The organism is Castellaniella sp. S9 (genome assembly GCF_027257175.1).
Lineage (GTDB): Bacteria > Pseudomonadota > Gammaproteobacteria > Burkholderiales > Burkholderiaceae_B > Castellaniella.
Window position 1 is genome coordinate 60,783 of sequence record NZ_JAPFGD010000003.1, and the last position, 20,656, is coordinate 81,438.

A 20,656-nucleotide genomic window follows, 5' to 3' on the forward strand; every position below is an offset into this window, starting at 1 on the left:
ATGACGCCCCTAACCCTATAAAACGATCAAGCCCACTGCAACCACAAAACCCACAAACACAAGCCGCTCCGTAATCGACACGATATCGTTCCTGAAGAATGTCGCTTTCATTCAATCAAAAACCCGCGCAAATCCTAGAATCATCGTATGGGCTTTCCGGATGCGGCGCCCTCCCTGCGGATGATATTTTGGAGGCGGATCATGGCCTTATCGGTATTCGACATTTTCAAGATCGGCATCGGGCCGTCCAGCTCGCACACGGTGGGACCGATGCGCGCGGCGCGCAATTTCGCCCGCAATCTGCAGGCGCGCGGCCTGCTGGAACGCACGACCGGCCTGGCGGTCGAGCTGCACGGTTCGCTGGCGGAAACGGGCCCCGGCCACCGCACGGACATGGGCATCATGCTGGGCCTGATGGGCGAGGCGCCCGACACGGTGGATCCGGCGGCGATATCCCGGCTGATGGACGAGGCGCAGGCGACGAAGTCGCTGACGCTGTGGGGCGACCATCGCATCGATTTCGACGCGGCCCAGGTGTTTTCATACCGGATCAAGCCCATGCCGGAACACCCCAACGGGATGCGCTTCACGGCGCGTGACGATCAGGGCGAGGTGCTGCTGGACGAACGCTATGTGTCGATCGGCGGCGGCTTCATCCGGGCGCTGGACAGCATCGAGACCGACGAGCGGGTGCCGGAACACGACCCGATCCCCTACCCCTTCTCGACCGGTGCCGAACTGGTGGCCCGCTGCAAGGCGCATGGACTGACGATTGCGCAACTGATGATGGCCAATGAATCGGCGCTGCGCCCGGCGGCCGAGGTGCGCGCGGGGGTGCTGCGCATCGCACGGGTGATGAACGATTCGATCGACCGGGGCTGCGGGATGCACGGCCCGGTCGACGACGAGGTGCTGCCCGGCGGCCTCAAGGTGCGCCGGCGCGCACCGGCCTTGTACCGGGAACTGCAGGGCGGGCACAAGCGCGACGACGTGATGTTCGCGATGGACTGGGTGAATTTGTTCGCCATGGCGGTCAACGAGGAAAACGCGGCCAGCGGCCGGGTGGTGACGGCGCCCACCAACGGTGCGGCGGGCCTGCTGCCCGCGGTGCTGCGCTATTACCACGATTTCATCCCCGGCTGGTCCGAGGACGGGGTGGTGGATTTCCTGCTGACGGCGGCGGCCATCGGGTTCCTGTACAAGGAAAACGCCTCGATCTCGGGCGCCGAGGTGGGCTGCCAGGGCGAGGTCGGGGTAGCCTGTTCGATGGCGGCCGCCGGCCTGGCGGCGGTGCTGGGCGGCACGGTCGACCAGGTGGAAAACGCCGCCGAGATCGGCATGGAACACAACCTGGGCCTGACCTGCGACCCGGTGGGCGGCCTGGTGCAGATCCCCTGCATCGAGCGCAATGCGATGGGCGGCAACAAGGCGATCAATGCCTCGCGCCTGGCGCTGCACGGCGACGGCAAGCACCACGTGTCGCTGGACATGGTGATCGAGACCATGCGCCAGACGGGCGCCGACATGCGTTCGAAATACAAGGAGACCTCGCGCGGCGGCCTGGCCGTGAACGTGGTGGAGTGCTGACGGCGGCTGCGCCAGCCGCCGCACGATGCCACCCCGCTCCGCCCCGCGCCTCAGCCCGCGCCCTGGCGCACGACGCCGATGCTGGCGCACACGACCAGCAGGGTGCCCAGGATCTGGGCGCCGGTCATGGCCTGGCCCAGGATGATCCAGCCCGACAGCGCGCCGATGGCGGGCTCCAGGCTCAGCAGCACGCCGAAGGCGGCGGCGGTCAGGTACCGCAGGGCGGTGATTTCCAGCACGTAAGGCACCAGCGGCACCAGCACGGCCAGTCCCGCGGTCCACACGATCTGGTCGGCGGGAAAACGCAAGGCGCCGACCTCGGCCACCGCCAGGGGCAGGGTCAGGACGGCCGCCACCAGCAGCGAGACCGACAGGCCCTGCAGACCCTGGAAGACGATCCCCACGCGCTTCATCATGACGATGTAGGTGGCCCAGCCCGCCGCGGCGAACAGGGCCAGGACCACGCCCAGGGGACTCACCCCGCCCCCGCCATGCGCGTCGCCCCAGACCAGCAGGCCGATCCCGGCGGCGGCCAGCAACGGCCAGGCCAGCGCCAGCACGCCGCGCACGCCGACGACGGCGACGGCCAGGGGCCCGCAGAATTCCAGGGCCACGGCCAGGTACTGCGGCAGGCGCTCGATGGCCATGAAAAAGCACAGCGTCATGACGCTCATGCCCGCGCCCAGCACCAGCGCCGCGCGCCACTGCGCCCGGGTATAGCGATGCAGGGGCGGGCGCACGATCAGGGCCAGCACGGCCGCGGCCCAGCACAGGCGCAGGCTGGAGGTCGACAGGACGCCGTATTCGCGGATCACCGGAAGCGACAGGGACACGCCGGACTGCACGCTGACCATGGCGGCCAGCGACAGGACGACCGCCACGGCGATGGCGTGGGCGGGGCGGCTCAAGACCGCCCCCGACAGGGTTTCACAAGAGGCATTACACTGGGTGTTCGTATGTTTCTATGGCGGGGACACGGGATTCTGCCACCGTTTGGCGGCGTCCATCCCCGATCGCGATGATCCCATTATCCATCCTCGACCTGTCGCCCATCACCCAGGACGGTTCGGCGGCCGAATCCTTCGCCCGCACCGTCGACATCGCCCGGCACGCCGATGACTGGGGCTATACCCGCTATTGGATGGCCGAGCACCATGGCATGCCCGGCATCGCCAGCGCCGCCACTTCGGTGCTGATCGGCCACGTGGCCGGGGCGACCTCGCGCATCCGGGTGGGCGCGGGCGGCATCATGCTGCCCAACCATTCGCCGCTGGTGATCGCCGAGCAATTCGGCACGCTCGACGCCCTGTATCCCGGGCGCATCGATCTGGGCCTGGGCCGCGCGCCGGGCTCCGACCAGGTGACGGCGCGCGCGCTGCGCCGCAACCTGGCGACGGATCCGGACGAGTTCCCGCGCGACGTGATCGAACTGATGTCGTATTTCGAGGGGCGGGCGCAGGTGCGCGCGGTGCCCGGCGAGGGCCACGACATCCCGATCTGGATCCTGGGCTCCAGCCTGTTCGGCGCGCAACTGGCGGCGATGCTGGGCCTGCCCTATGCCTTCGCCTCGCATTTCGCGCCGGCGCAGATGATGGATGCGATTGCGCTCTACCGCGCACGCTTCAAACCCTCCAGCCGCCTGGACAAGCCCCACGTGATGCTGGGTTTCAACGTCTTTGCCGCCGATACCGACGACGAGGCCCGCTATCTGGCCACATCGTGGCAGCAGTCCTTCGTCAACCTGCGCACCGGCCGGCCCGGGCGCCTGCCGCCTCCGGTCGAGGGCTACGTCGAGGCGCTGCCCCCGCAAGGCCGCGAGCTTTTGGACCACGTGCTGTCGTGCGCCGCCATCGGCGCGCCGGACACGGTGGCCGATCAGATCCGCGCCTTCATCGAGCGCACCGGCGCCGACGAGCTGATGCTGACCTGCAATATGTACGAGCATTCCGCGCGCCTGCGATCCTACGAGATCGTGGCGGGCCTGATCGAAACGCCCGCTTCGGCGGCATAGCCTCCCCCCCTGGACAAGGAATCGACATGCAAGCAAGAATGGATTATTTCAAGGCGGCGCCCGAACTCATGGAAGGGATGCTGCACATGGAAAAGACGGTCAAGGGCGCAGGCCTGGACCCCTTCCTGTATGAGCTGGTCAAGACGCGCGCCTCGCAGATCAATGGCTGCGCCTATTGCCTGCACATGCACACCACCGATGCCCGCAAGATGGGTGAAACCGAAATGCGCCTGTACCTGCTGTCCGCCTGGCGCGAGTCCAGCCTGTATACGCCGGCCGAGCGCGCCGCCCTGGCCTGGACCGAGTCGTTGACCCTGGTATCGCAGACCGGCGCGCCGGATGCCGACTACGACGCCCTGCGCCCGCATTTTTCCGACCATCAGATCGTCGCCCTGACTCTGCTGATCACCACCATCAACGCCTGGAACCGCCTCGCGATCGGTTTCCGCTCGCAGCATCCCACGGCCTGAGCCGCCCCTGCCCATGAACGACACCCCCTCCTCCGACACCGCTCCCGACCGCGAGGCCGTGCGCGCCCGCGTGCAAGACTGCTTCGACCGTTCGGGCCTGTTGTGCCACCTGGGCGCGCATCTGGGCGAGGTCGCGCCGGGCCGCGTGCACATCCACCTGCCCTACGGCGCCCAACTGACCCAGCACCTGGGTTTTTTCCATGCCGGCGCGACCTCGGCCATCGCCGATGCGGCGGGCGGCTTTGCAGCGCTGACGAGGACGCCGATCGGATATACGGTATTGACGGTGGAATTCAAGGTCAACCTGATGGCGCCGGCCCAAGGCGAATCGCTCGAAGCCGTAGGTCGGGTGATCCGCGCGGGGCGCACGCTGTCGGTGGTGCAGGTGGACGTCTACGCGGTCCAGCTGGGCGAAAAGACGCCGGTGGCCCTCATGCAGCAGACGCTGATGAGCCTCCCGGAAAAATAAGCCGCGCAGCGCGGCCAGGCCCTCAGGGCGCGATCGGCAGCGCGCGCTTGTGGGCCGAGCGCCGGTAGACCGACACGATGGTGTCGTAGGCCTCGTCCGGAATGTCGCGGCCCTCGAGGAAATCGTCGATCACCTCGTAGCCCACCCCGAAGGCCTCCTCGTCGGGCTTCAGCGGCGACAGCAATTCAAGGTCGGCGGTCGGCACCTTGCGGACCAGGCGATCGGGCGCGCCCATGGCGGCGGCCAAGGCGCGCACACGGCGCTTGTTCAGGCCCGCCAGGGGCGTGACGTCGGCGGCGCCGTCGCCGAACTTGGTAAAAAACCCCATCAGGGCCTCGGCTGCGTGGTCGGTGCCCACCACCAGGCCGGCGCGCGCGCCGGCCACCGCGTACTGGGCGATCATGCGCTGGCGGGCCTTGATGTTGCCGTGCAGGAAGTCCTGCTGCGCGGCATCGCGAAAGACCAGGCCGCCCCGCAGAAGGTCATCCAGCATGGCGTCCGAGGCGGGCTTGACGTCGACGGTGAGGCGCTCGTCGGGCGCGATGACGTCCAGGCAGGCCAGGGCGTCGGCCTCGTCCAGTTGGGTCCCGTAGGGCAGGCGCATGGCCGTGAAACGGGCCTCGCCGCCCTCGGCGCGGATGCGCTCGCAGGCGCGCTGCGACAGACAGCCCGCCGCCAGGGAATCGACACCGCCGCTGATGCCCAGCACCAGGCCGCGCAGGCCCGAGGCGCGCAGCTGGGCCGCCAGGAACTCCACGCGCCGTTCGATCTCGGCCTGGACGTCGAAATCATCCGCCATGCCCAGTGCCTGGCGGATCTGCTGTTGCAAGCCGCGTTGTTCCGGCGTCATTTTCAGTGATCCTCGAATCGGTCCAGCACGGCGCCGGTGCTGGCGTCCGAGCAATTGAAGGCGAACTTGGCCTGCACACCGCGGAAATTGCGCGGCTTGGGCGCCCGCCAGGCGGCCCGGCGGGTCGCCAGTACGCTGTCCTCGACGTTCAGCTGCAGCAATTGCCGATGGGCGTCGATGGTGATCGAGTCGCCCTCCTCGACCAGGGCGATCGTGCCGCCGACGGCGGCCTCGGGCGCGACGTGGCCCACCACCATGCCCCAGGTGCCGCCCGAGAACCGGCCATCGGTGATGAGGCCGACGGAATCGCCCAGGCCCTCGCCGATCAGCGCGCTGGTCGGCGCCAGCATTTCCGGCATGCCCGGCCCGCCCTTGGGCCCCAGGTAGCGCAGCACCATGACGTCGCCCGCCTGGATGCGGCCGGCGAGGATCGCGTCCATGGCCGAGGACTCGTCGTCGAACACCCGCGCAGGCCCCGTGATGACCGGGTTTTTCAGGCCGGTGATCTTGGCCACCGCACCGTCGGTGGCCAGATTGCCCTTGAGGATGGCCAGATGGCCCTCGGCATACAGGGCCTGGTCCAGAGGCCGGATGATGTCCTGGCCGGGATCGGGAACGTCCGGCACGCCGGCCAGGACCTCGGCGATGGTCTGGCCGGTGATGGTGATGCAATCGCCGTGCAGCAGGCCGGCGTTCAGCAGGAGTTTCATCACCTGGGGGATGCCGCCGGCCTGGTGGAAATCGACCACCAGGTACTTGCCGCTGGGCTTGAGGTCGCAAATGACCGGCACGCGGCGGCGCACGCGCTCGAAGTCGTCGATGGTCCATTCGACCCCGGCGGCATGGGCGATGGCGAGGATGTGCAGCACCGCGTTGGTCGAACCGCCCGTGGCCATGACCACGGCGACGGCGTTCTCGATCGAGCGGCGGGTGACGATGTCGCGCGGCTTGAGGTCGAGCTCGATGGCCTTCAACAGCACGCGCGCCGACTCGGCCGCCGAGTCGAGTTTTTCCCGGTGGACGTTGGCCATGGTCGAGGAATACGGCAGGCTCATGCCCAGGGCCTCGAAGGAGGAGCTCATGGTGTTGGCGGTGTACATGCCGCCGCAGGACCCGCTGCACGGGATGGCGTGGGTTTCCACGTCGTGCAATTCCTCGTCGGTCAGCCGGCCGGCGGCGTGCTCGCCCACGGCCTCGAAGACGCTGACGATGTTCAGGTCGCGGCCATCCAGGCAGCCCGCCAGGATGGTGCCGCCGTAGACATAGATGGATGGCACGTTGGCGCGCAGCATGCCCATCATGCCGCCGGGCATGTTCTTGTCGCAGCCGCCGATCACCAGCACCCCGTCCATCCACTGGCCCTGCACGCAAGTCTCGACGCAGTCGGCGATGACCTCGCGCGAGATCAGGGAATATTTCATGCCCTCGGTGCCCATGGCCATGCCGTCCGAAATGGTCGGCGTGCCGAACATCTGGGGATTGCCGCCCGCGGCCTTGATGGCCTCGGCGGCGGCGTCGGCCAATGGCTGCAGGCCGCTGTTACAGGGCGTGATCGTGCTCTGGCCGTTGGCGATGCCGACCATGGGCTTGTCGAAATCCGCCTCGGTGTAGCCCAGCGCGTAGTACATGGAACGGTTCGGCGCGCGGGCCACGCCCTGGGTGATGTTGGCGGAACGCAGGCGACGGGTCATGGCAGGTCCTCGGTAGTGTCTGGATGGCCGCGGGCCCGCCAAGACGGCGAGCCTGCAGGACGGCAGCTGTCCAGTGTAAGGCCAGATGGCCGGCTTGCGTAGGGCACGCATACGCCGCTTGCGGGTTTTGCGGACACCGGCGGCCTAGAAACCGCGGCGGGCGGCTTGCGACAGGTCCTCGAGGAAAGCCAGGTCGCGCAGTTCCCAGTCGCGGCGCGCGCCGACGACGCGCGACTGCCCCGACCAGTCGGCCAGCAGCCGGCTGAGGGTTTCCGCGCGGATGCCCAGGTGGGCGGCCAGTTGACGCTGCGTGAGAGGCAGGCGGACGCGGTCGCCCATGCGCGCACGCAACCCCAGCAGGTAGGCGGCCAGGCGCTGGGCCGCCGTGCTGTCGCTGAACCACTCGACCTCGTTGACCCGCTGGTAGACGCGGTCACTCAGGCGCTGGAGCATGCGCATCGACAGTTCCGGCCACGCCCGGCAGGCGGCCAGCAGGCCGTCGCGCTTCAGGTACAGCACCGCGGCATCGCCATGCGCGCGCGCACACATGGGATAGCGCCCGTGGCTCATGAACATGGCGGTCTCGGCCAGCATCTGGCCGGTCTCGAAGATATGAAAGACGCGTTCCTGTCCATCCTGGGTGTGGCGCAGCACCTCGACCTGGCCCTTCTGGACGTACAGGTATTCCACGGCTGGCGCGCCTTCCTCGAACAGCATCTCGTGCGGCTGGGCATGCAGGGTGGCGGCATCGCGCAGCAGCAGCGTGGCGACCTCGACGGGCGCCCCGCGAAACAGGCGGTGATCCAGCACCTGCGGCATGGAAACCTCCCGAAAACTTGACAAGTGTCATTGTATCGATTGGAAACCGATGAGACCATATGCGGCTGATAATAATTCGCATTAGCGATATGTGGAATCACCATCCGAGGAATCCCATGACACGCACACCCCCCCTCAAGCCCCTGGCCCTGGCCGCGGCCCTGCTGGCCGCCGGCATCGCCTCCGTGCACGCCCAGGACGTCGGCCGCCTCGCGCCCATCACCGTCACCGGCGACGATGCCGGCACCCCCCTGCAGGCGGGCGTCGCCACGGAACAGGCCCGCCTGCAGCAGGTGGCGGGCGGCACCAACCTGATCCAACCGCAAAAGGAAGTCCGCCTGGCCACCCTCAACGACGCCCTGAACTACCAGCCCGGCATCGTGGTGCAGGAATTCTTCGGCGGCCTGGACCAGCCGCGGCTGAACATCCGCGGCTCGGGCATCCAGAGCAACCCGGTCAATCGCGGCGTACTGCTGCTGCAGGACGGTCTGCCGCTGAACGAGGCCGACGGCTCTTTCGTGATCGGCTTCCTCGAGCCGCGCAACGCCCGGCTGATCAGCGCGCGGCGCGGCGCCAATGCCCTGTCGGCGGGCGCCACCACCCTGGGCGGCGAAATGGACTTCCAGTCGATGATCGGCACCGAGGGCGACGTGCTGCGCGTCGAGGGCGGCAGTTTCGGGCGCTTCGGCGCGCAGGCCGCCAAGGGCTTCGAGTCGGACAAGGTCGACGGCCGCCTCAGCCTCACCCACGACCACTATGACGGCTATCGCCACCACTCGGGATCCGACCGCACCAGCGTGCAGGGCAATATCGGCTTCCAGGGCGACGGCTTCGAGAACCGCACCTACCTGTCGTACGTGGACCTGGACGTGACGATCCCCTTCGTCGTCACCCGCGAGCAGATGGAATACGACCCGCGCGAGGTCAATGGCGAGGGCGTGAAGGTCAACCCGCCCTTCAACCAGATCGACGTCTACAAGCGCAATCCCCACCGCAAGTCGCGCCAGTTCCGCGCGGCCAACCGCACGTACTGGGGCACCGAGGCCTTCAACAACACCTTTGGCGTCTACGCGCAGAACATCGACGACACCTTCCAGGATCCGCTGACCTCCACCGTCACCGACGGCATGACCTACGGCGCCCAATGGCAGCTGGCGGGCAAATATCAAGCCTTCGACTACCGGCTGGCCCTGGACTGGGCGCGCAGCGACATGGACCGCGACCTGTACACCGTCAACAAGGACACCGGCGCGCGCAAGACCCACTACGGCAACTACGACCTGCAGGCGGAAAACCGCAATGCCCTGGCCAGCCTCGCCTGGCACGTGCAGCCGGGCTGGACGGTGGTCGGCGACCTGAAGTTCACCCAGGCGATCCGCGACGCGCGCGACCGGCTGTCCGGCCAGTCCCTGGACCAGGACTGGGACTACGTCAGCCCGAAACTGGGCCTGATCTGGCGCCCCGCCGATGACCAACGGCTGTACGTCAACGTCAGCCGCAGCAACGAGGCCCCCACCTACTGGGAAATCATCAATGGCGGCACGGGCCCCATGAGCCTGCCCAATCCCATGGTCGATGCCATGGGGACCACCGGGCTCAGCACGCTCAAGCTGCAGCGCGCCGACACGGTCGAGATCGGCGGCGACGGCCTGCTGGGCAGCGGCCGCTACGCGCCGCGCTGGTCGCTGTCCCTCTACCACAGCGACGTCAAGGACGAACTGATGTCGGTCAGCAACGCCAACGGCACCGCCGCCGGCACCTACAACTACCAGGGCGGCACGCGCCACCAGGGCATCGAACTGGGCCTGTCCGGCAGCCTGTGGGCCCCGGGCGAGGGGGCGGCCTTCGACTACCGCGTGGCCTACACCTTCAGCGACTTCCGCTTCAAGGGCGGCGAGTTCGCGGGCAAGCGCATCGCCGGCGTGCCGCGCCACCTGATCAACGCCGAGGTCCTGTACCGCATGGGCGGCCTGCGCATCGGCCCGAACGTGCGCTGGATGCCGACGGACACCGAGACCAACCACGCCAACACGCCCGATACCCAGCAGGATGCCTACGCCATCCTGGGCTTCAAGGTGGACTACCGGCACGGCAAGCACTGGAGCGCCTACCTCCAGGCCGACAACCTGACCAACGAAACCTACGCCAGCGCCTTTGTGATCCGCAACGCCGGCACCACGGCCATGCCCACCTTCCTGCCGGGCAACGGCCGCAGCATCACCGCGGGGCTGGCCTACCAGTTCTAGAAAACCCCTGCGGCCATGGGCTGATCCGTGCATAATGGCCCGGTCGGCCGGACCGTCGAAAGGCGGGCCCGGCCAATCGCGGCACCGCCGCAAGGAGCGACCATGGACAAGCAGCCCAATCACGGCGCCCCCTCGGGCGCCGTTCTCATCACCGGCGCGGGACGCGGCATCGGCGCCGCCACCGCCCTGGCCGTGGCCCGCGACGGCCACGACATCGTCCTCAACTACGTGCGCAATGCCCAGGCGGCGGAAACCGTCGCCGAGAAAATCCGCGCGCTGGGGCGCAAGGCCTACGCCATCCAGGCCGACGTCGGCCTGCCCGAGGACGTCCAGCGCCTGTTCGAGCGCACCGAGGCCGAGGCCGGGGCGCTGTACGGCCTGGTCAACAACGCCGGCATCACCGGGCAGATCGGCCCGTTTTCCAAGACGACGGATGCGCTGATCGAGCAGGTATTCCGCGTCAACGTGCTGGGCGCGATCCAGTGCGCGCGCGAGGCCCTGGCCAATTTCCAGCGCCACGGCACGCGCGGCGTGATCGTCAACGTCTCGTCCGTGGCCGCACGCACCGGCAGCCCGGGGGAATATGTGCACTATGCCGCCAGCAAAGGCGCGCTGGACAGCTTTACCCTGGGTCTGGCCCGCGAGGTCGCCGCCCAGGGCATCCGCGTGTGCGGCCTGGCGCCGGGCAGCACGCTGACCGAGATCCACGCGGCGGGCGGCGATCCCGACCGCCCCGCCCGCGTGGCCTCACGGATCCCGCTGGGCCGGCTGGCCGAGCCCGCCGAGATCGCCGAAGCCATTGCATGGCTGCTCTCGCCCGCGGCCTCATTCGTCACGGGCACCACCGTGTCCTGCACCGGCGGCGTGTAGCGTAGCGGCGGGCCGCCGCCCTCAGCCGCGCAACTGACCCACGTCGCGCACCGCGCCGCGGTCGGCCGAGGTCGCCAGCGCGGCGTAGGCGCGCAGCGCCTGCGACACCTCGCGTTGACGATCGACGGGCTGCCAGGCCTGCGCCCCACGCGCCTGCATGGCGGCACGCCGGCCAGCCAGCGCCTCGTCCGTGATCGCCAAGTGGATGCGGCGGTTGGGGATGTCGATCTCGATCGTGTCGCCGTCCTCGACCAGGGCGATGTTGCCGCCCTCGGCCGCCTCGGGTGAGGCATGGCCGATCACCAGGCCCGAGGATCCGCCCGAAAAACGCCCGTCGGTCAGCAGCGCCGAGGACTTGCCCAGGCCCATGGACTTCAGGTAGGAGGTCGGATAGAGCATTTCCTGCATGCCGGGGCCGCCCTTGGGGCCCTCGTAGCGGATGACCACCACATCGCCCGCCTGGACCTCGCCGCCCAGGATGCCTTGCACGGAGTCCTCTTGGCTTTCGTAGACGCGGGCCCGGCCGGTGAAGGTCAGGATGCTTTCGTCGACACCGGCGGTCTTGACGATGCAGCCCTTGGGCGCCAGGTTGCCGTACAGCACGGCCAGGCCGCCGTCCTGCGAATAGGCGTGGGCCTGGTCGCGGATGCAGCCGGCCTCGCGGTCGAGGTCCAGGTCCTCGTAATAGCGGTCCTGGCTGAAGGCGACCTGGCTGGGCACGCCGCCGGGTGCCGCGCGATAGAAATCGGCGACCGCCGCGCCGTGCTCGCCGCGCACGTCCCAGCGCCGGACGGCCTCGCCCAGCGTCCCGGCATGCACGTTGCCGACCTCGAGGCTCAGCAGGCCGGCGCGGGCCAGTTCCGCAAGGATCGCCATGATGCCGCCGGCGCGATGCACGTCCTCGATGTGATAGGCCTGGGTGGCGGGGGCCACCTTGCACAGGCACGGCACGCGCCGCGAGATGCGGTCGATGTCGGCCATGGTGAAGGGCACGCCGGCCTCCTGGGCGGCGGCCAGCAGGTGCAGCACCGTATTGGTCGAGCCGCCCATGGCCACGTCCAGGGTCATGGCGTTGCTGAAGGCCTCGAAGGTCGCGATGCTGCGCGGCAGGACCGATGCGTCGTCCTGCTCGTACCAGCGCCGGCACAGCTGCACGATCAGGCTGCCGGCCAGTTCGAACAGGCCCTTGCGCCGCGCATGCGTGGCGACCACCGTGCCGTTGCCGGGCAGGGCCAGCCCCAGGGCCTCGGTCAGGCAGTTCATGGAATTGGCGGTGAACATGCCCGAACAGGACCCGCAGGTCGGGCAGGCGCTGCGCTCGACCGTCTCGGCCTGCTCGTCGCTGATGTTGGGATCGGCCGCCTCGATCATGGCATCGACCAGGTCCAGCTTGCGCACCACGGTCTTGCCGTCCTTGGCGATGACCTTGCCGGCCTCCATGGGGCCGCCCGAGACGAACACCGTCGGGATGTTCAGGCGCATCGCCGCCATCAGCATGCCCGGCGTGATCTTGTCGCAGTTCGAGATGCACACCATGGCGTCGGCGCAATGCGCATTGACCATGTATTCGACCGAATCCGCGATCAGCTCGCGCGAGGGCAGCGAATACAGCATGCCGCCGTGGCCCATGGCGATGCCGTCGTCCACGGCGATGGTGTTGAATTCCTTGGCCACGCCGCCGGCGGCCTCGATCTGGCGCGCGACCAACTGGCCCATGTCCTTGAGGTGGACGTGGCCGGGCACAAACTGGGTGAAGGAGTTCACGACGGCGATGATGGGCTTTTCGAAATCGCCGTCTTTCATGCCGGTGGCGCGCCAAAGGGCGCGCGCGCCCGCCATGTTGCGGCCGGCCGTCGAGGTGCGGGAACGGTATTGCGGCATGGAATGTCCTGGGAACGGGTTGGCAAAAGCGCTTATCATAAACCCTTCCGCTGTCCTGTAAATTCCCTGGATCGACCGCCTGGCGGGCCTTGCGCGCCGGGCCCCCTTGTTGACTTTTTTGGAGCCATCGTGAAACCAGCCGCCGCCCCGCATGAACCGACCTCGCCGCTACGCAAGGACATCCGGCTGCTGGGCAGGACACTGGGCGAGGTGGTGCGCGAATGCGAGGGGCGGCCGGTCTACGACGTGATCGAAAAGCTCCGCCGCACGGCGGTCAAGTTCCGCCGCGAGGGCGACCCGCGCGACGGCCGCCTGCTGGAACGCCAGATCCGGCGCCTGGCCGACGGCGAATCCAATCTGGTGGCACGCGCCTTCAGCTATTTCCTGCACCTGTCGAACATCGCCGAGGACCGCGACCAGACCCGCCGCCAGCGCCAGGGGCTGCTGGCCGACGACGCGCCCGCCCCCGGCAGCCTCGAGCACGCGATCGGCCTGCTGCGCGCGCGCGGCCACACCGGCCCGCGCATCCGCCGCTACCTGGCCTCGGCCTGCATCTCGCCCGTGCTGACGGCGCACCCCACCGAGGTCCAGCGCAAGAGCACCCTGGACCTGCACCAGGCCGTCGCGCATTGCCTGCGGCGCATGGACGGCACGCTGACCGCCTCGGAATCGGCGCGCCTGCACCAGCAGCTCGCGGGCCTGGTCGCCGCGCTGTGGCAGACGCGCATGCTGCGCCAGCAAAAGCTCACGGTCCTGGACGAGATCGACAACGCCCTCACCTACTACACCAGCACGTTCTTCAGCATCCTGCCGCAACTCCACCTGGACATGGCGGCGCTGCTGGCCAAGCCCGGGCGCACGCCGTTCGATGCGGATGACGCGCCGCTGCCGCCGTTCGCCTCCATGGGCAGCTGGATCGGCGGCGACCGCGACGGCAATCCCAATGTGAATGCCGACACGCTCGAACAGGCCCTGCTGCGCCAAAGCACGCACGTCCTGCGCCACTACCTGACCGAGGTCCATGCGCTGGGATCGGAATTGTCCATCTCGCAATCGCTGATGCACGTCACGCCCGGGCTCGCCGAACTCGCCACGGCCAGCCAGGATCCCTCGCCGCACCGGCTCGACGAGCCCTACCGCCGCGCCTGCATCCATATCTATGCGCGCCTGGCGGCGACGGCCCAGGCCCTCACCGGCCGCCGCCAGGCACGGCGCAACACCTACGACGCCCCGGCCTACGCCTCGGTGGCCGAGTTCGGGGCCGACCTGCGCACCGTCGCCGGCTCGCTGGATGCGCATCACGGCGCCGCGATCGCCCGGCTGCGCCTGACGCACCTGATCCAGGCGACCGAAATTTTCGGTTTCCATCTGGCGACGGTGGACCTGCGCCAAAGCTCGGACGTGCACGAGCGCGTGCTGGACGAACTCATGCGCCATGCGAAAGTCACCCTGGACGGCAAGGCGGTACGCTATGCCCGCCTGTCCGAGGCGGACCGCGTGCGCGTGCTGCGCCAGGAATTGCGCGAGCCGCGGCCCATGGTCTCGCCCTGGATCGAATATTCCCCCGAGACCCGCAAGGAACTGGCGATCCTGCGCACGGCGGCCGCCGGCCGCGCGCGCTTTGGCGACGGCGCCATCCGCCAGAGCATCGTGTCGCACACCGAAACCCTCAGCGACCTGCTCGAGGTCCTGGTGCTGCAGCAGGAAACCGGCCTGATCTCACCCACGGTCGGGGAATCCCAGCCGCGCGGCGGCCTCATGGTGGTGCCGCTGTTCGAGACCATCCCCGACCTGGAGCGCGGACCCGGCATCATGGACCAGTGGCTGTCCCTGCCCGAGGTCGCCGCGCGCGTGCGCCACGCGCAGGACGGCATCCAGGAGGTCATGCTGGGCTATTCCGACAGCAACAAGGACGGCGGCTACCTGACCTCGAACTGGTCCCTGTACCGCGCCGAACGCCAGCTGGTCGAGGTCTTCAAAAAGCACCGCACACGCCTGCGCCTGTTCCACGGCCGGGGCGGCTCGGTGGGCCGCGGCGGCGGCTCCAGCTTCGAGGCCATCCTGGCCCAGCCTCCCGGCACGGTCAACGGCCAGATCCGCCTGACCGAACAGGGCGAGATCATCCAGGGCCGCTACAAGGACGCCGAGGTCGGCCGCTGGCACCTCGAACTGTTCGTCGCCGCCACGCTGGAGGCCAGCCTTGCGCCGCAGCATCCCGCCGCGCGCACCGAGGACGACAACATGGCGCGCTACGGCCAGGCCATGGAATGGATGTCGCAGGTCGCGCAGGAGGCCTACCGCGACCTGGTGTACGGCACCGAGGGCTTCACGGATTATTTCTTTGCCTCGACCCCGATCCGCGAGATCGCCGGCCTGAACATCGGCTCGCGCCCGGCGGCGCGCAAGGCCAGCCAGCGCATCGAGGACCTGCGCGCCATTCCCTGGGGATTCTCGTGGGCGCAATGCCGCCTGCCCCTGCCGGGCTGGTACGGCATGGGCACCGCCATGGGCCGCTACCTGCGCGAGGGCGGCCCCGACGCCGGGTCCACGCCCCAGGCGCGCCTCGAGACCCTACAGGCCATGGCGCGCGACTGGCCTTTTTTTCGCACTCTCTTGTCCAATATGGAACAGGTCCTGGCCAAGACCGATCTCGCCATCGGCCGCGCCTATTCGGAACTCGTGTCCGACAAGGCGCTGCGCAAGCGGATCTTCGACCGCATCGAGGCCGAATACCAGGCGGCGCTGGAGGCGTTCCGCACGGCCACCGGACATGAACTGCTGGCCCACGACGAACAGCTCTCGGCCGCCCTCAGCGAACGCTTCGCCTACATCGACCCCCTCAACCGCCTGCAGGTGGAACTGCTGCGCCGCCACCGGGCCGGCGAGCACGCCGCCCGCCGCGGCGACGAGCAGGAAACCCGCAGCCAGCGCGCCATCCACATGACCATCAACGGCATCGCCGCAGGCCTGCGGAACTCGGGATGAGACAGGACACATAAAGGCCCCTGCGGGCCTTTATGTGCCTGTCGAATCCGAGCGGCATGCAAGCCGCGAGGTGGAGAATCCGAGCGGCATGCAAGCCGCGAGGTGGAGAATCCGAGCGGCATGCAAGCCGCGAGGTGGGCGCTACCCGATATACACCGGCTCCTCGATCCCGCGCACGCCAGGCCGCAGCGCAAACAAGGCGCCGTCCAGCGCATGCGGCGCGGCCCCGGCCGGTCGGATCGTGGTGACGAACAAAGTGTCCAGCCCCGCGCCGCCGAAGGCGCACATCGCCAGCTTGGACGCCGGCACGCGCAGGCTGCGGTCCAGCCGGCCGTCGGGCGTATAGCGATGCACCAGGCCGGCGTCGTTGCCGCAGATCCAATAGCAGCCGTCCGCGTCGATCGCCGCCCCGTCGGGCCGCCCGCCGGCCAGGGCCTCGATGAACACGCGCCGGTCGTGCGGCACACCGGCATCGATGTCGTAGTCGTAGGCCCAGACCCGCTGGCGCGTCGGATGGGAATCGGACAGGTACATCGTGCGCCCGTCGGGGCTGAACGCCGTGCCGTTGGGGACGATGAGCTCGTCCACGACGCGGTCGAGCCGCAGGTCCGCGCCCTGCCCCGTCATGCGATACAAGGCGCCCACGGGCGCGGCCTGGGCCATGTCGATCAGCATCGTGCCGGCCCAGAACCGCCCCTGGCGGTCACAGCGCCCGTCGTTGAAGCGCATGGCGGCGCGCGCATGCTCGACGCCCGCCAGCTTCTCCGTACCCAGCACCTGATCGGGTCCCGGCGACAGGCGATAGACACCATCCTCCATCGCGCCGATCCAGCCGCCGCCCGCCAGCGCGGCGATGCAGCCCAGCTGCTGGCCGGCGCGCCAACTGGTGTGCTGCTGGTCGGCCGGCCGCCAGCGATGCAGGGCGCCGGCCTGGATGTCGACCCAATACAGCGCCTGATCGCCGGCATGCCACACCGGGCTCTCGCCGGTCTGGTTGCGCAGATGCAGCACCAGCTCGGCCTCGCCGGCGGAGCGGGTCGGGCGACGCACCGGCGGCTGGTGCTCGAAGGGGCCGGCGGCGGTGAAGGCGCCGCCTTGATAGACGGCATCCGGATCATCGGCGGCGGGCGCGGGCTGGGCCTCGACCTCGGCGCGAAACGCCTCGGAGCTGTCGCGCGGCGCATAGCCGAGGATGGCCGCGGCGCTGTTGTCCCACCAGACATCCCGGTTGTCGGACACGCCATAGACGACCGTATGGCCCACGCCCGGCGTGTACAGGCCGCGGCGCACCAGGTCGGTCAGGTCGCGATAGCTGAGCCAGGTGTGCAGCATGCGCCGGTTGCGCGGCCGCGGGAAGGACGAGCCGATCCGGATGCTGACGGTCTCGATGCCGTAGCGGTCGTGGTAGAAACTGGCCAGATCCTCGCCGAAGGATTTCGACAGTCCGTAGTAGCCGTCGGGACGGCGCGGCGAGGCGCTGTCCAGGCACACACCCTGCTTGTGAAAGCCGATCACGTGATTGGAACTGGCAAAGACCACCCGGCGGACGCCATGGCGCCGGGCCGCCTCGTACAGGTGATACATGCCCCGGACGTTCGCCTCGATGATCTCCTCGAAGGGACGCTCGACCGAAATCCCGCCCAAGTGAACCACGGCGTCGACGTCCTCCAGCAAGGCGTCGACCGCGTCCTTGTCCGAGAGGTCGCAGGTCGCGACCTCCTCGGACGGCCCCTGGGCCGGCGCCATCGGTGCAATGTCGGACAGGCGCAGGATGCGGGCGCAGGGTTTCAGGGACTCGCGCAGGACCTGGCCCAGGCCACCGGCCGCGCCGGTCAGCAGGATGCGTTCAAAAGGCGGATGAAAATCAGCTGGATGCGTCATCGAAAAAACCACATGTAGTTATCGTACAACCTATCGTGGATTATTCATGCCCGCCTGCCGGCTTGTCAACAAGGCCGCATTTTTACAATGTGTTCCAAGGGCGTCTACGCCGCCGTGATTCTGGTTCTAAGCGGATTTTTGTTGTCATACAACAAGGCGGGATACCGGCCGGTGGACGCCCCGCGGCGCGCACGTGCCGGGCGCGCGCCGCCGCCGCCTTCGTGCCGCGACCCGGGTCGGGCCGGTGCGGACACCGGGCATTTCCGTTCTATACTGCGCGCATGATATCGGCGGCCCGATCCTTCGCCTGGCGCCCGGCCCGATGGACCTGGGCCTGGGTGCTGTGCCTCGCCCTGGCCTTGCGCGCGCTGGTGCCGGACGGCTACATGCCCGATCCCGGCGCCCGCGCGCAGGGCGTGCTGGCGCTGACGATCTGCACGGCCCACGATCCCGCGGGCCTGAATGCCCCGATCATTCCTGCGCACGGCCCCGGCAGCGCCCACGACTGCCCGCTGTGCCTGTTCGCGCACCATGCCTCCGGCTCGCCGCTGCCGGCCGGCACCACGCCGGCCCTGTTTGCAACGCCCGCCGCCGCGATTGCAGGGATCGCCGACACGCTTGTTGCCCACGTCTTTCGGGAACGCGGCGCCCCGCCCCGGCCGGAACGATAAGTTCGACATGCCGCGCGTTCCCCCCTGAAACGCGCGGCCCGCGCCGCGCATCCCCCCTGGTGCGCGGCTTGCGTTCCGCCCACTCTGACAAAGGACACACCATGACGTACACAAGGTCGACTATCGGCATCGGCGCACTGGCCCTGGGCCTGGCCTGCGCGGCGCCGGCCAGCGCCCACATCACCTTCGAAACCCCCAGCGCCGTCGTCGGCGGCAGCTACAAGGCCGTGCTGCGCGTACCCCACGGATGCAAGGGATCGGACACGACCCGCATCCGCGTCCGCATGCCGGACGGCGCCGTGGCGGCAAAGCCTCAGCCCAAGCCCGGCTGGACCCTCGACCTGGTGCAGGGCGACTATGCCAAGCCCGAAACACTGCACGGCGCCACGATCACCTCGGGGGTGCGCGAGATCAGCTGGAGCGGCCGGCTGCCGGACGCCTACTATGACGAATTCGTGTTCCGCGTCTCGCTGGCCTCCTCGCTGAAGGCGGGCGACACCCTGTATTTCCCGGTCGTCCAGGAATGCGCGCAAGGCGTCGAGCGCTGGATCGATACCTCCGGCAAGGATGGCGCGGACGGCCCGGCCCCCGGGATCGAGCTGCTGGCGCCCGCAAAAGCCGATGCGCACGGCCATAGCCATTGAGCATACTCACCGCCCTCCTGCTGTGCCTGGCCGCCTGGTCGCAAGCGGCCTTCGGCCATGCGGTGCTCGTGACCACGGACCCGGCGGCCGGCGCCGTGCTGGATCGCGCGCCGGCAGAAATGCGGCTGCAGTTCAATGAACCGGTCGGCATCAGCACGCTTGCCCTGTTGGGGCCGGACGGACGGCGATTGCCACTGGACAAGCCGCAAGGCGAGGGCGCGCAGGTCCGCATCCCGCTGCCGCCACTGAGCGCGCAAGGCACTTACCTGCTGACGTGGCGCGCCTCGTCGGCCGACGGCCATCCGGTCGGCGGAACCCTGGATTTTGCGCTCGGCACCCCCTCGGCGACACCGCCGGTGGCCGGCGAAGCCACCGGCCCTCTGTGGCGCGCCGCCGCGATCTGGGCGGGGCGCCTGTTGGCCCTGGTATGCCTGATCGCGGCCTGCGGCGCGGCCGTGTTCCGCGCCGCCGCGCCGCCCGCCCGCGACGACTGGGTGCGGCGCGTGATCGGTGTCGGCCTGGCGGCCCTGTTCCTCAACCTTGCGCTGCACGGCCTGGACCTGCTGGACGCGCCCCTGGGGGCGCTGGCCGAGGCCGATACCTGGCGCGCCGCCCTGGCCACGCCGTATGCCGGCTCATTGGGTCTCGCGGCGCTGGCGCTGGCGGCGGCCTACCGCGCCCAGGACACCGGCCGCCGGCTCGTGTTGCGCCTCTCGGCTGCGGGCAGCCTGATCCTGCTGGGCCTCTCGGTCGCCAACAGCGGTCACGCCGGCACGGCCCCGCCCCAGTGGCTGTCCCGGCCCGCCATCGCGCTGCACGTCATGGCGGCCGCGGCCTGGCTGGGCGCCCTGGTGCCGCTGGCGCGCGCCCTGCGCCGGCACGCCGGTCTGCAGGCCCTGGCGCGGTTCTCGCGCTGGATCACCCCGGTCGTGGCCTTGCTTCTGATCAGCGGCCTCGCGCTGGCGGTGCTGCAACTCGCCGCGCCGTCGGACCTGTGGCGCGCGCCCTACGGGCGCGTCCTGTCGGCCAAGCTGACTCTGGTCCTCGCCCTGCTGGCCCTCGCGGCGGGCAACCGCTGGCGCCTGACCGCGCCGACCCTGTCCGGCGATCCGGACGCGGCGCGCCGGCTGGCCCGATCGATCCGGGTCGAGGTCGTCCTGGCGGTCCTGATCCTGGGTGTGGTGTCGCTGTGGCGCTTCACGCCGCCGCCGCGCAGCCTGGACGCCGCGCCGGCCGCGGCGGGGCATCACATGAACTCGGGTGTCAAAAGCCCGCTGGCCCTCAGCAACGACCAGGTGTTGGCCTGGATTCGCCGCTCGGCCGACGGGTCCGAATGGACCATCGAACTGGCGACTCCCGAGGGCAAGCCCCTGGCCGCGCAGGCGCTCACCGTGATGCTGGACAATCCCAGCGCCGGCGTCGAACCGCTGCGCCGCGAGGCCGTGCACCGGCCCGACGGCGCCTGGCAGCTGCGGTTGCCGCCGCTGCCCGACGTGGGGTTCTGGCAGTTGAGCCTCGACATCCTGATCGACGACTTCGATCGCATCACGCTGCGCGCGGCCCTGGTGCTGTGAGGCGGCA

The 20,656-nt window shown here is 69.2% G+C and carries 16 protein-coding genes and 1 pseudogene; 10 read left to right on the plus strand and 7 right to left on the minus strand.

From position 1 onward, the window contains the following. The first annotated feature begins 201 nt into the window (after positions 1 to 201). On the plus strand, positions 202 to 1,587 hold the full coding sequence (locus tag OOZ48_RS05405) for an L-serine ammonia-lyase (protein ID WP_269496438.1): 1,386 nt from the start codon (positions 202 to 204) through the stop codon (positions 1,585 to 1,587). 50 nt (positions 1,588 to 1,637) lie between these two features. Here the strand turns inward: OOZ48_RS05405 and OOZ48_RS05410 are convergent, their stop codons facing one another. Continuing rightward, positions 1,638 to 2,495 (minus strand): EamA family transporter, encoded by an 858-nt coding sequence (locus OOZ48_RS05410; RefSeq protein WP_269496439.1) that lies wholly within the window; start codon positions 2,493 to 2,495, stop codon positions 1,638 to 1,640. Between the two features lie 110 nt (positions 2,496 to 2,605). Between OOZ48_RS05410 and OOZ48_RS05415 the strand changes: the two genes are divergently transcribed. The 3 genes from OOZ48_RS05415 to OOZ48_RS05425 are packed head-to-tail and all read left to right on the plus strand — an operon-like array spanning position 2,606 to position 4,537. Continuing rightward, on the plus strand, positions 2,606 to 3,598 hold the full coding sequence (locus tag OOZ48_RS05415; RefSeq protein WP_269496440.1) for an LLM class flavin-dependent oxidoreductase: 993 nt from the start codon (positions 2,606 to 2,608) through the stop codon (positions 3,596 to 3,598). Between the two features lie 26 nt (positions 3,599 to 3,624). Continuing rightward, the gene (locus OOZ48_RS05420) at positions 3,625 to 4,068 is read left to right on the plus strand and encodes a carboxymuconolactone decarboxylase family protein (protein ID WP_269496441.1); all 444 of its coding nucleotides are present in this window, start codon (positions 3,625 to 3,627) and stop codon (positions 4,066 to 4,068) included. Positions 4,069 to 4,081: 13 nt separating this feature from the next. After that, entirely contained in the window at positions 4,082 to 4,537 is a 456-nt protein-coding gene (locus tag OOZ48_RS05425) for a PaaI family thioesterase (RefSeq protein ID WP_269496442.1), read from the plus strand. A 22-nt stretch (positions 4,538 to 4,559) separates the two neighbouring features. On the opposite strand, the gene nadE is transcribed toward OOZ48_RS05425, so the two are convergent. The 3 genes from nadE to OOZ48_RS05440 all read right to left on the minus strand — a co-directional run bounded on the left by nadE (position 4,560) and on the right by OOZ48_RS05440 (position 7,897). Further along, positions 4,560 to 5,387 (minus strand): ammonia-dependent NAD(+) synthetase, encoded by an 828-nt coding sequence (gene nadE / locus OOZ48_RS05430; protein WP_269496443.1) that lies wholly within the window; start codon positions 5,385 to 5,387, stop codon positions 4,560 to 4,562. Between the two features lie 2 nt (positions 5,388 to 5,389). After that, the gene (ilvD, locus tag OOZ48_RS05435) at positions 5,390 to 7,078 is read right to left on the minus strand and encodes a dihydroxy-acid dehydratase (RefSeq protein ID WP_269496444.1); all 1,689 of its coding nucleotides are present in this window, start codon (positions 7,076 to 7,078) and stop codon (positions 5,390 to 5,392) included. A 144-nt stretch (positions 7,079 to 7,222) separates the two neighbouring features. Beyond that, complete coding sequence (locus OOZ48_RS05440) at positions 7,223 to 7,897, minus strand: Crp/Fnr family transcriptional regulator (protein WP_269496445.1); 675 nt, start codon at positions 7,895 to 7,897, stop codon at positions 7,223 to 7,225. A 116-nt stretch (positions 7,898 to 8,013) separates the two neighbouring features. Here OOZ48_RS05440 and OOZ48_RS05445 point away from each other — a divergent pair, with 116 nt between their 5' ends. Next, positions 8,014 to 10,143 (plus strand): TonB-dependent receptor family protein, encoded by a 2,130-nt coding sequence (locus tag OOZ48_RS05445; RefSeq protein WP_269496446.1) that lies wholly within the window; start codon positions 8,014 to 8,016, stop codon positions 10,141 to 10,143. A 102-nt stretch (positions 10,144 to 10,245) separates the two neighbouring features. Beyond that, positions 10,246 to 11,013, plus strand: a complete 768-nt coding sequence (locus OOZ48_RS05450; protein WP_269496447.1) for an SDR family NAD(P)-dependent oxidoreductase — start codon at positions 10,246 to 10,248, stop codon at positions 11,011 to 11,013. A gap of 21 nt (positions 11,014 to 11,034) precedes the next feature. On the opposite strand, the gene ilvD (OOZ48_RS05455) is transcribed toward OOZ48_RS05450, so the two are convergent. Next, the gene (gene ilvD, locus OOZ48_RS05455) at positions 11,035 to 12,894 is read right to left on the minus strand and encodes a dihydroxy-acid dehydratase (protein WP_269496448.1); all 1,860 of its coding nucleotides are present in this window, start codon (positions 12,892 to 12,894) and stop codon (positions 11,035 to 11,037) included. Between the two features lie 129 nt (positions 12,895 to 13,023). On the opposite strand from ilvD (OOZ48_RS05455), the gene ppc reads away from it, so the two are divergent. Continuing rightward, positions 13,024 to 15,879 carry a phosphoenolpyruvate carboxylase gene (gene ppc, locus OOZ48_RS05460; protein ID WP_442867539.1) on the plus strand — a complete coding sequence of 952 codons (2,856 nt, stop codon included), beginning with the start codon at positions 13,024 to 13,026 and terminating at the stop codon, positions 15,877 to 15,879. A gap of 141 nt (positions 15,880 to 16,020) precedes the next feature. Here ppc and OOZ48_RS05465 read toward each other — a convergent pair whose 3' ends face one another. Both OOZ48_RS05465 and OOZ48_RS05470 read right to left on the minus strand, forming a co-directional pair. Then, a complete protein-coding gene (locus OOZ48_RS05465; RefSeq protein ID WP_269496807.1) occupies positions 16,021 to 16,893 on the minus strand; it encodes an SMP-30/gluconolactonase/LRE family protein in 873 nt (290 codons plus the stop codon). 51 nt (positions 16,894 to 16,944) lie between these two features. After that, positions 16,945 to 17,760, minus strand: a pseudogene (locus OOZ48_RS05470) (NAD-dependent epimerase/dehydratase family protein); the annotation flags it as partial. Between the two features lie 281 nt (positions 17,761 to 18,041). Here OOZ48_RS05470 and OOZ48_RS05475 point away from each other — a divergent pair. The 3 genes from OOZ48_RS05475 to OOZ48_RS05485 all read left to right on the plus strand — a co-directional run bounded on the left by OOZ48_RS05475 (position 18,042) and on the right by OOZ48_RS05485 (position 20,649). Beyond that, positions 18,042 to 18,431: a DUF2946 family protein gene (locus tag OOZ48_RS05475; protein ID WP_269496449.1), complete on the plus strand. Its 390-nt coding sequence runs from the start codon at positions 18,042 to 18,044 to the stop codon at positions 18,429 to 18,431. A gap of 101 nt (positions 18,432 to 18,532) precedes the next feature. Then, positions 18,533 to 19,075 carry a YcnI family copper-binding membrane protein gene (locus OOZ48_RS05480; RefSeq protein ID WP_269496450.1) on the plus strand — a complete coding sequence of 181 codons (543 nt, stop codon included), beginning with the start codon at positions 18,533 to 18,535 and terminating at the stop codon, positions 19,073 to 19,075. Then, entirely contained in the window at positions 19,072 to 20,649 is a 1,578-nt protein-coding gene (locus OOZ48_RS05485; protein ID WP_269496451.1) for a copper resistance CopC/CopD family protein, read from the plus strand. Before OOZ48_RS05480 ends, OOZ48_RS05485 begins: the two co-directional genes overlap by 4 nt. The last annotated feature ends 7 nt before the right edge of the window (positions 20,650 to 20,656 follow it).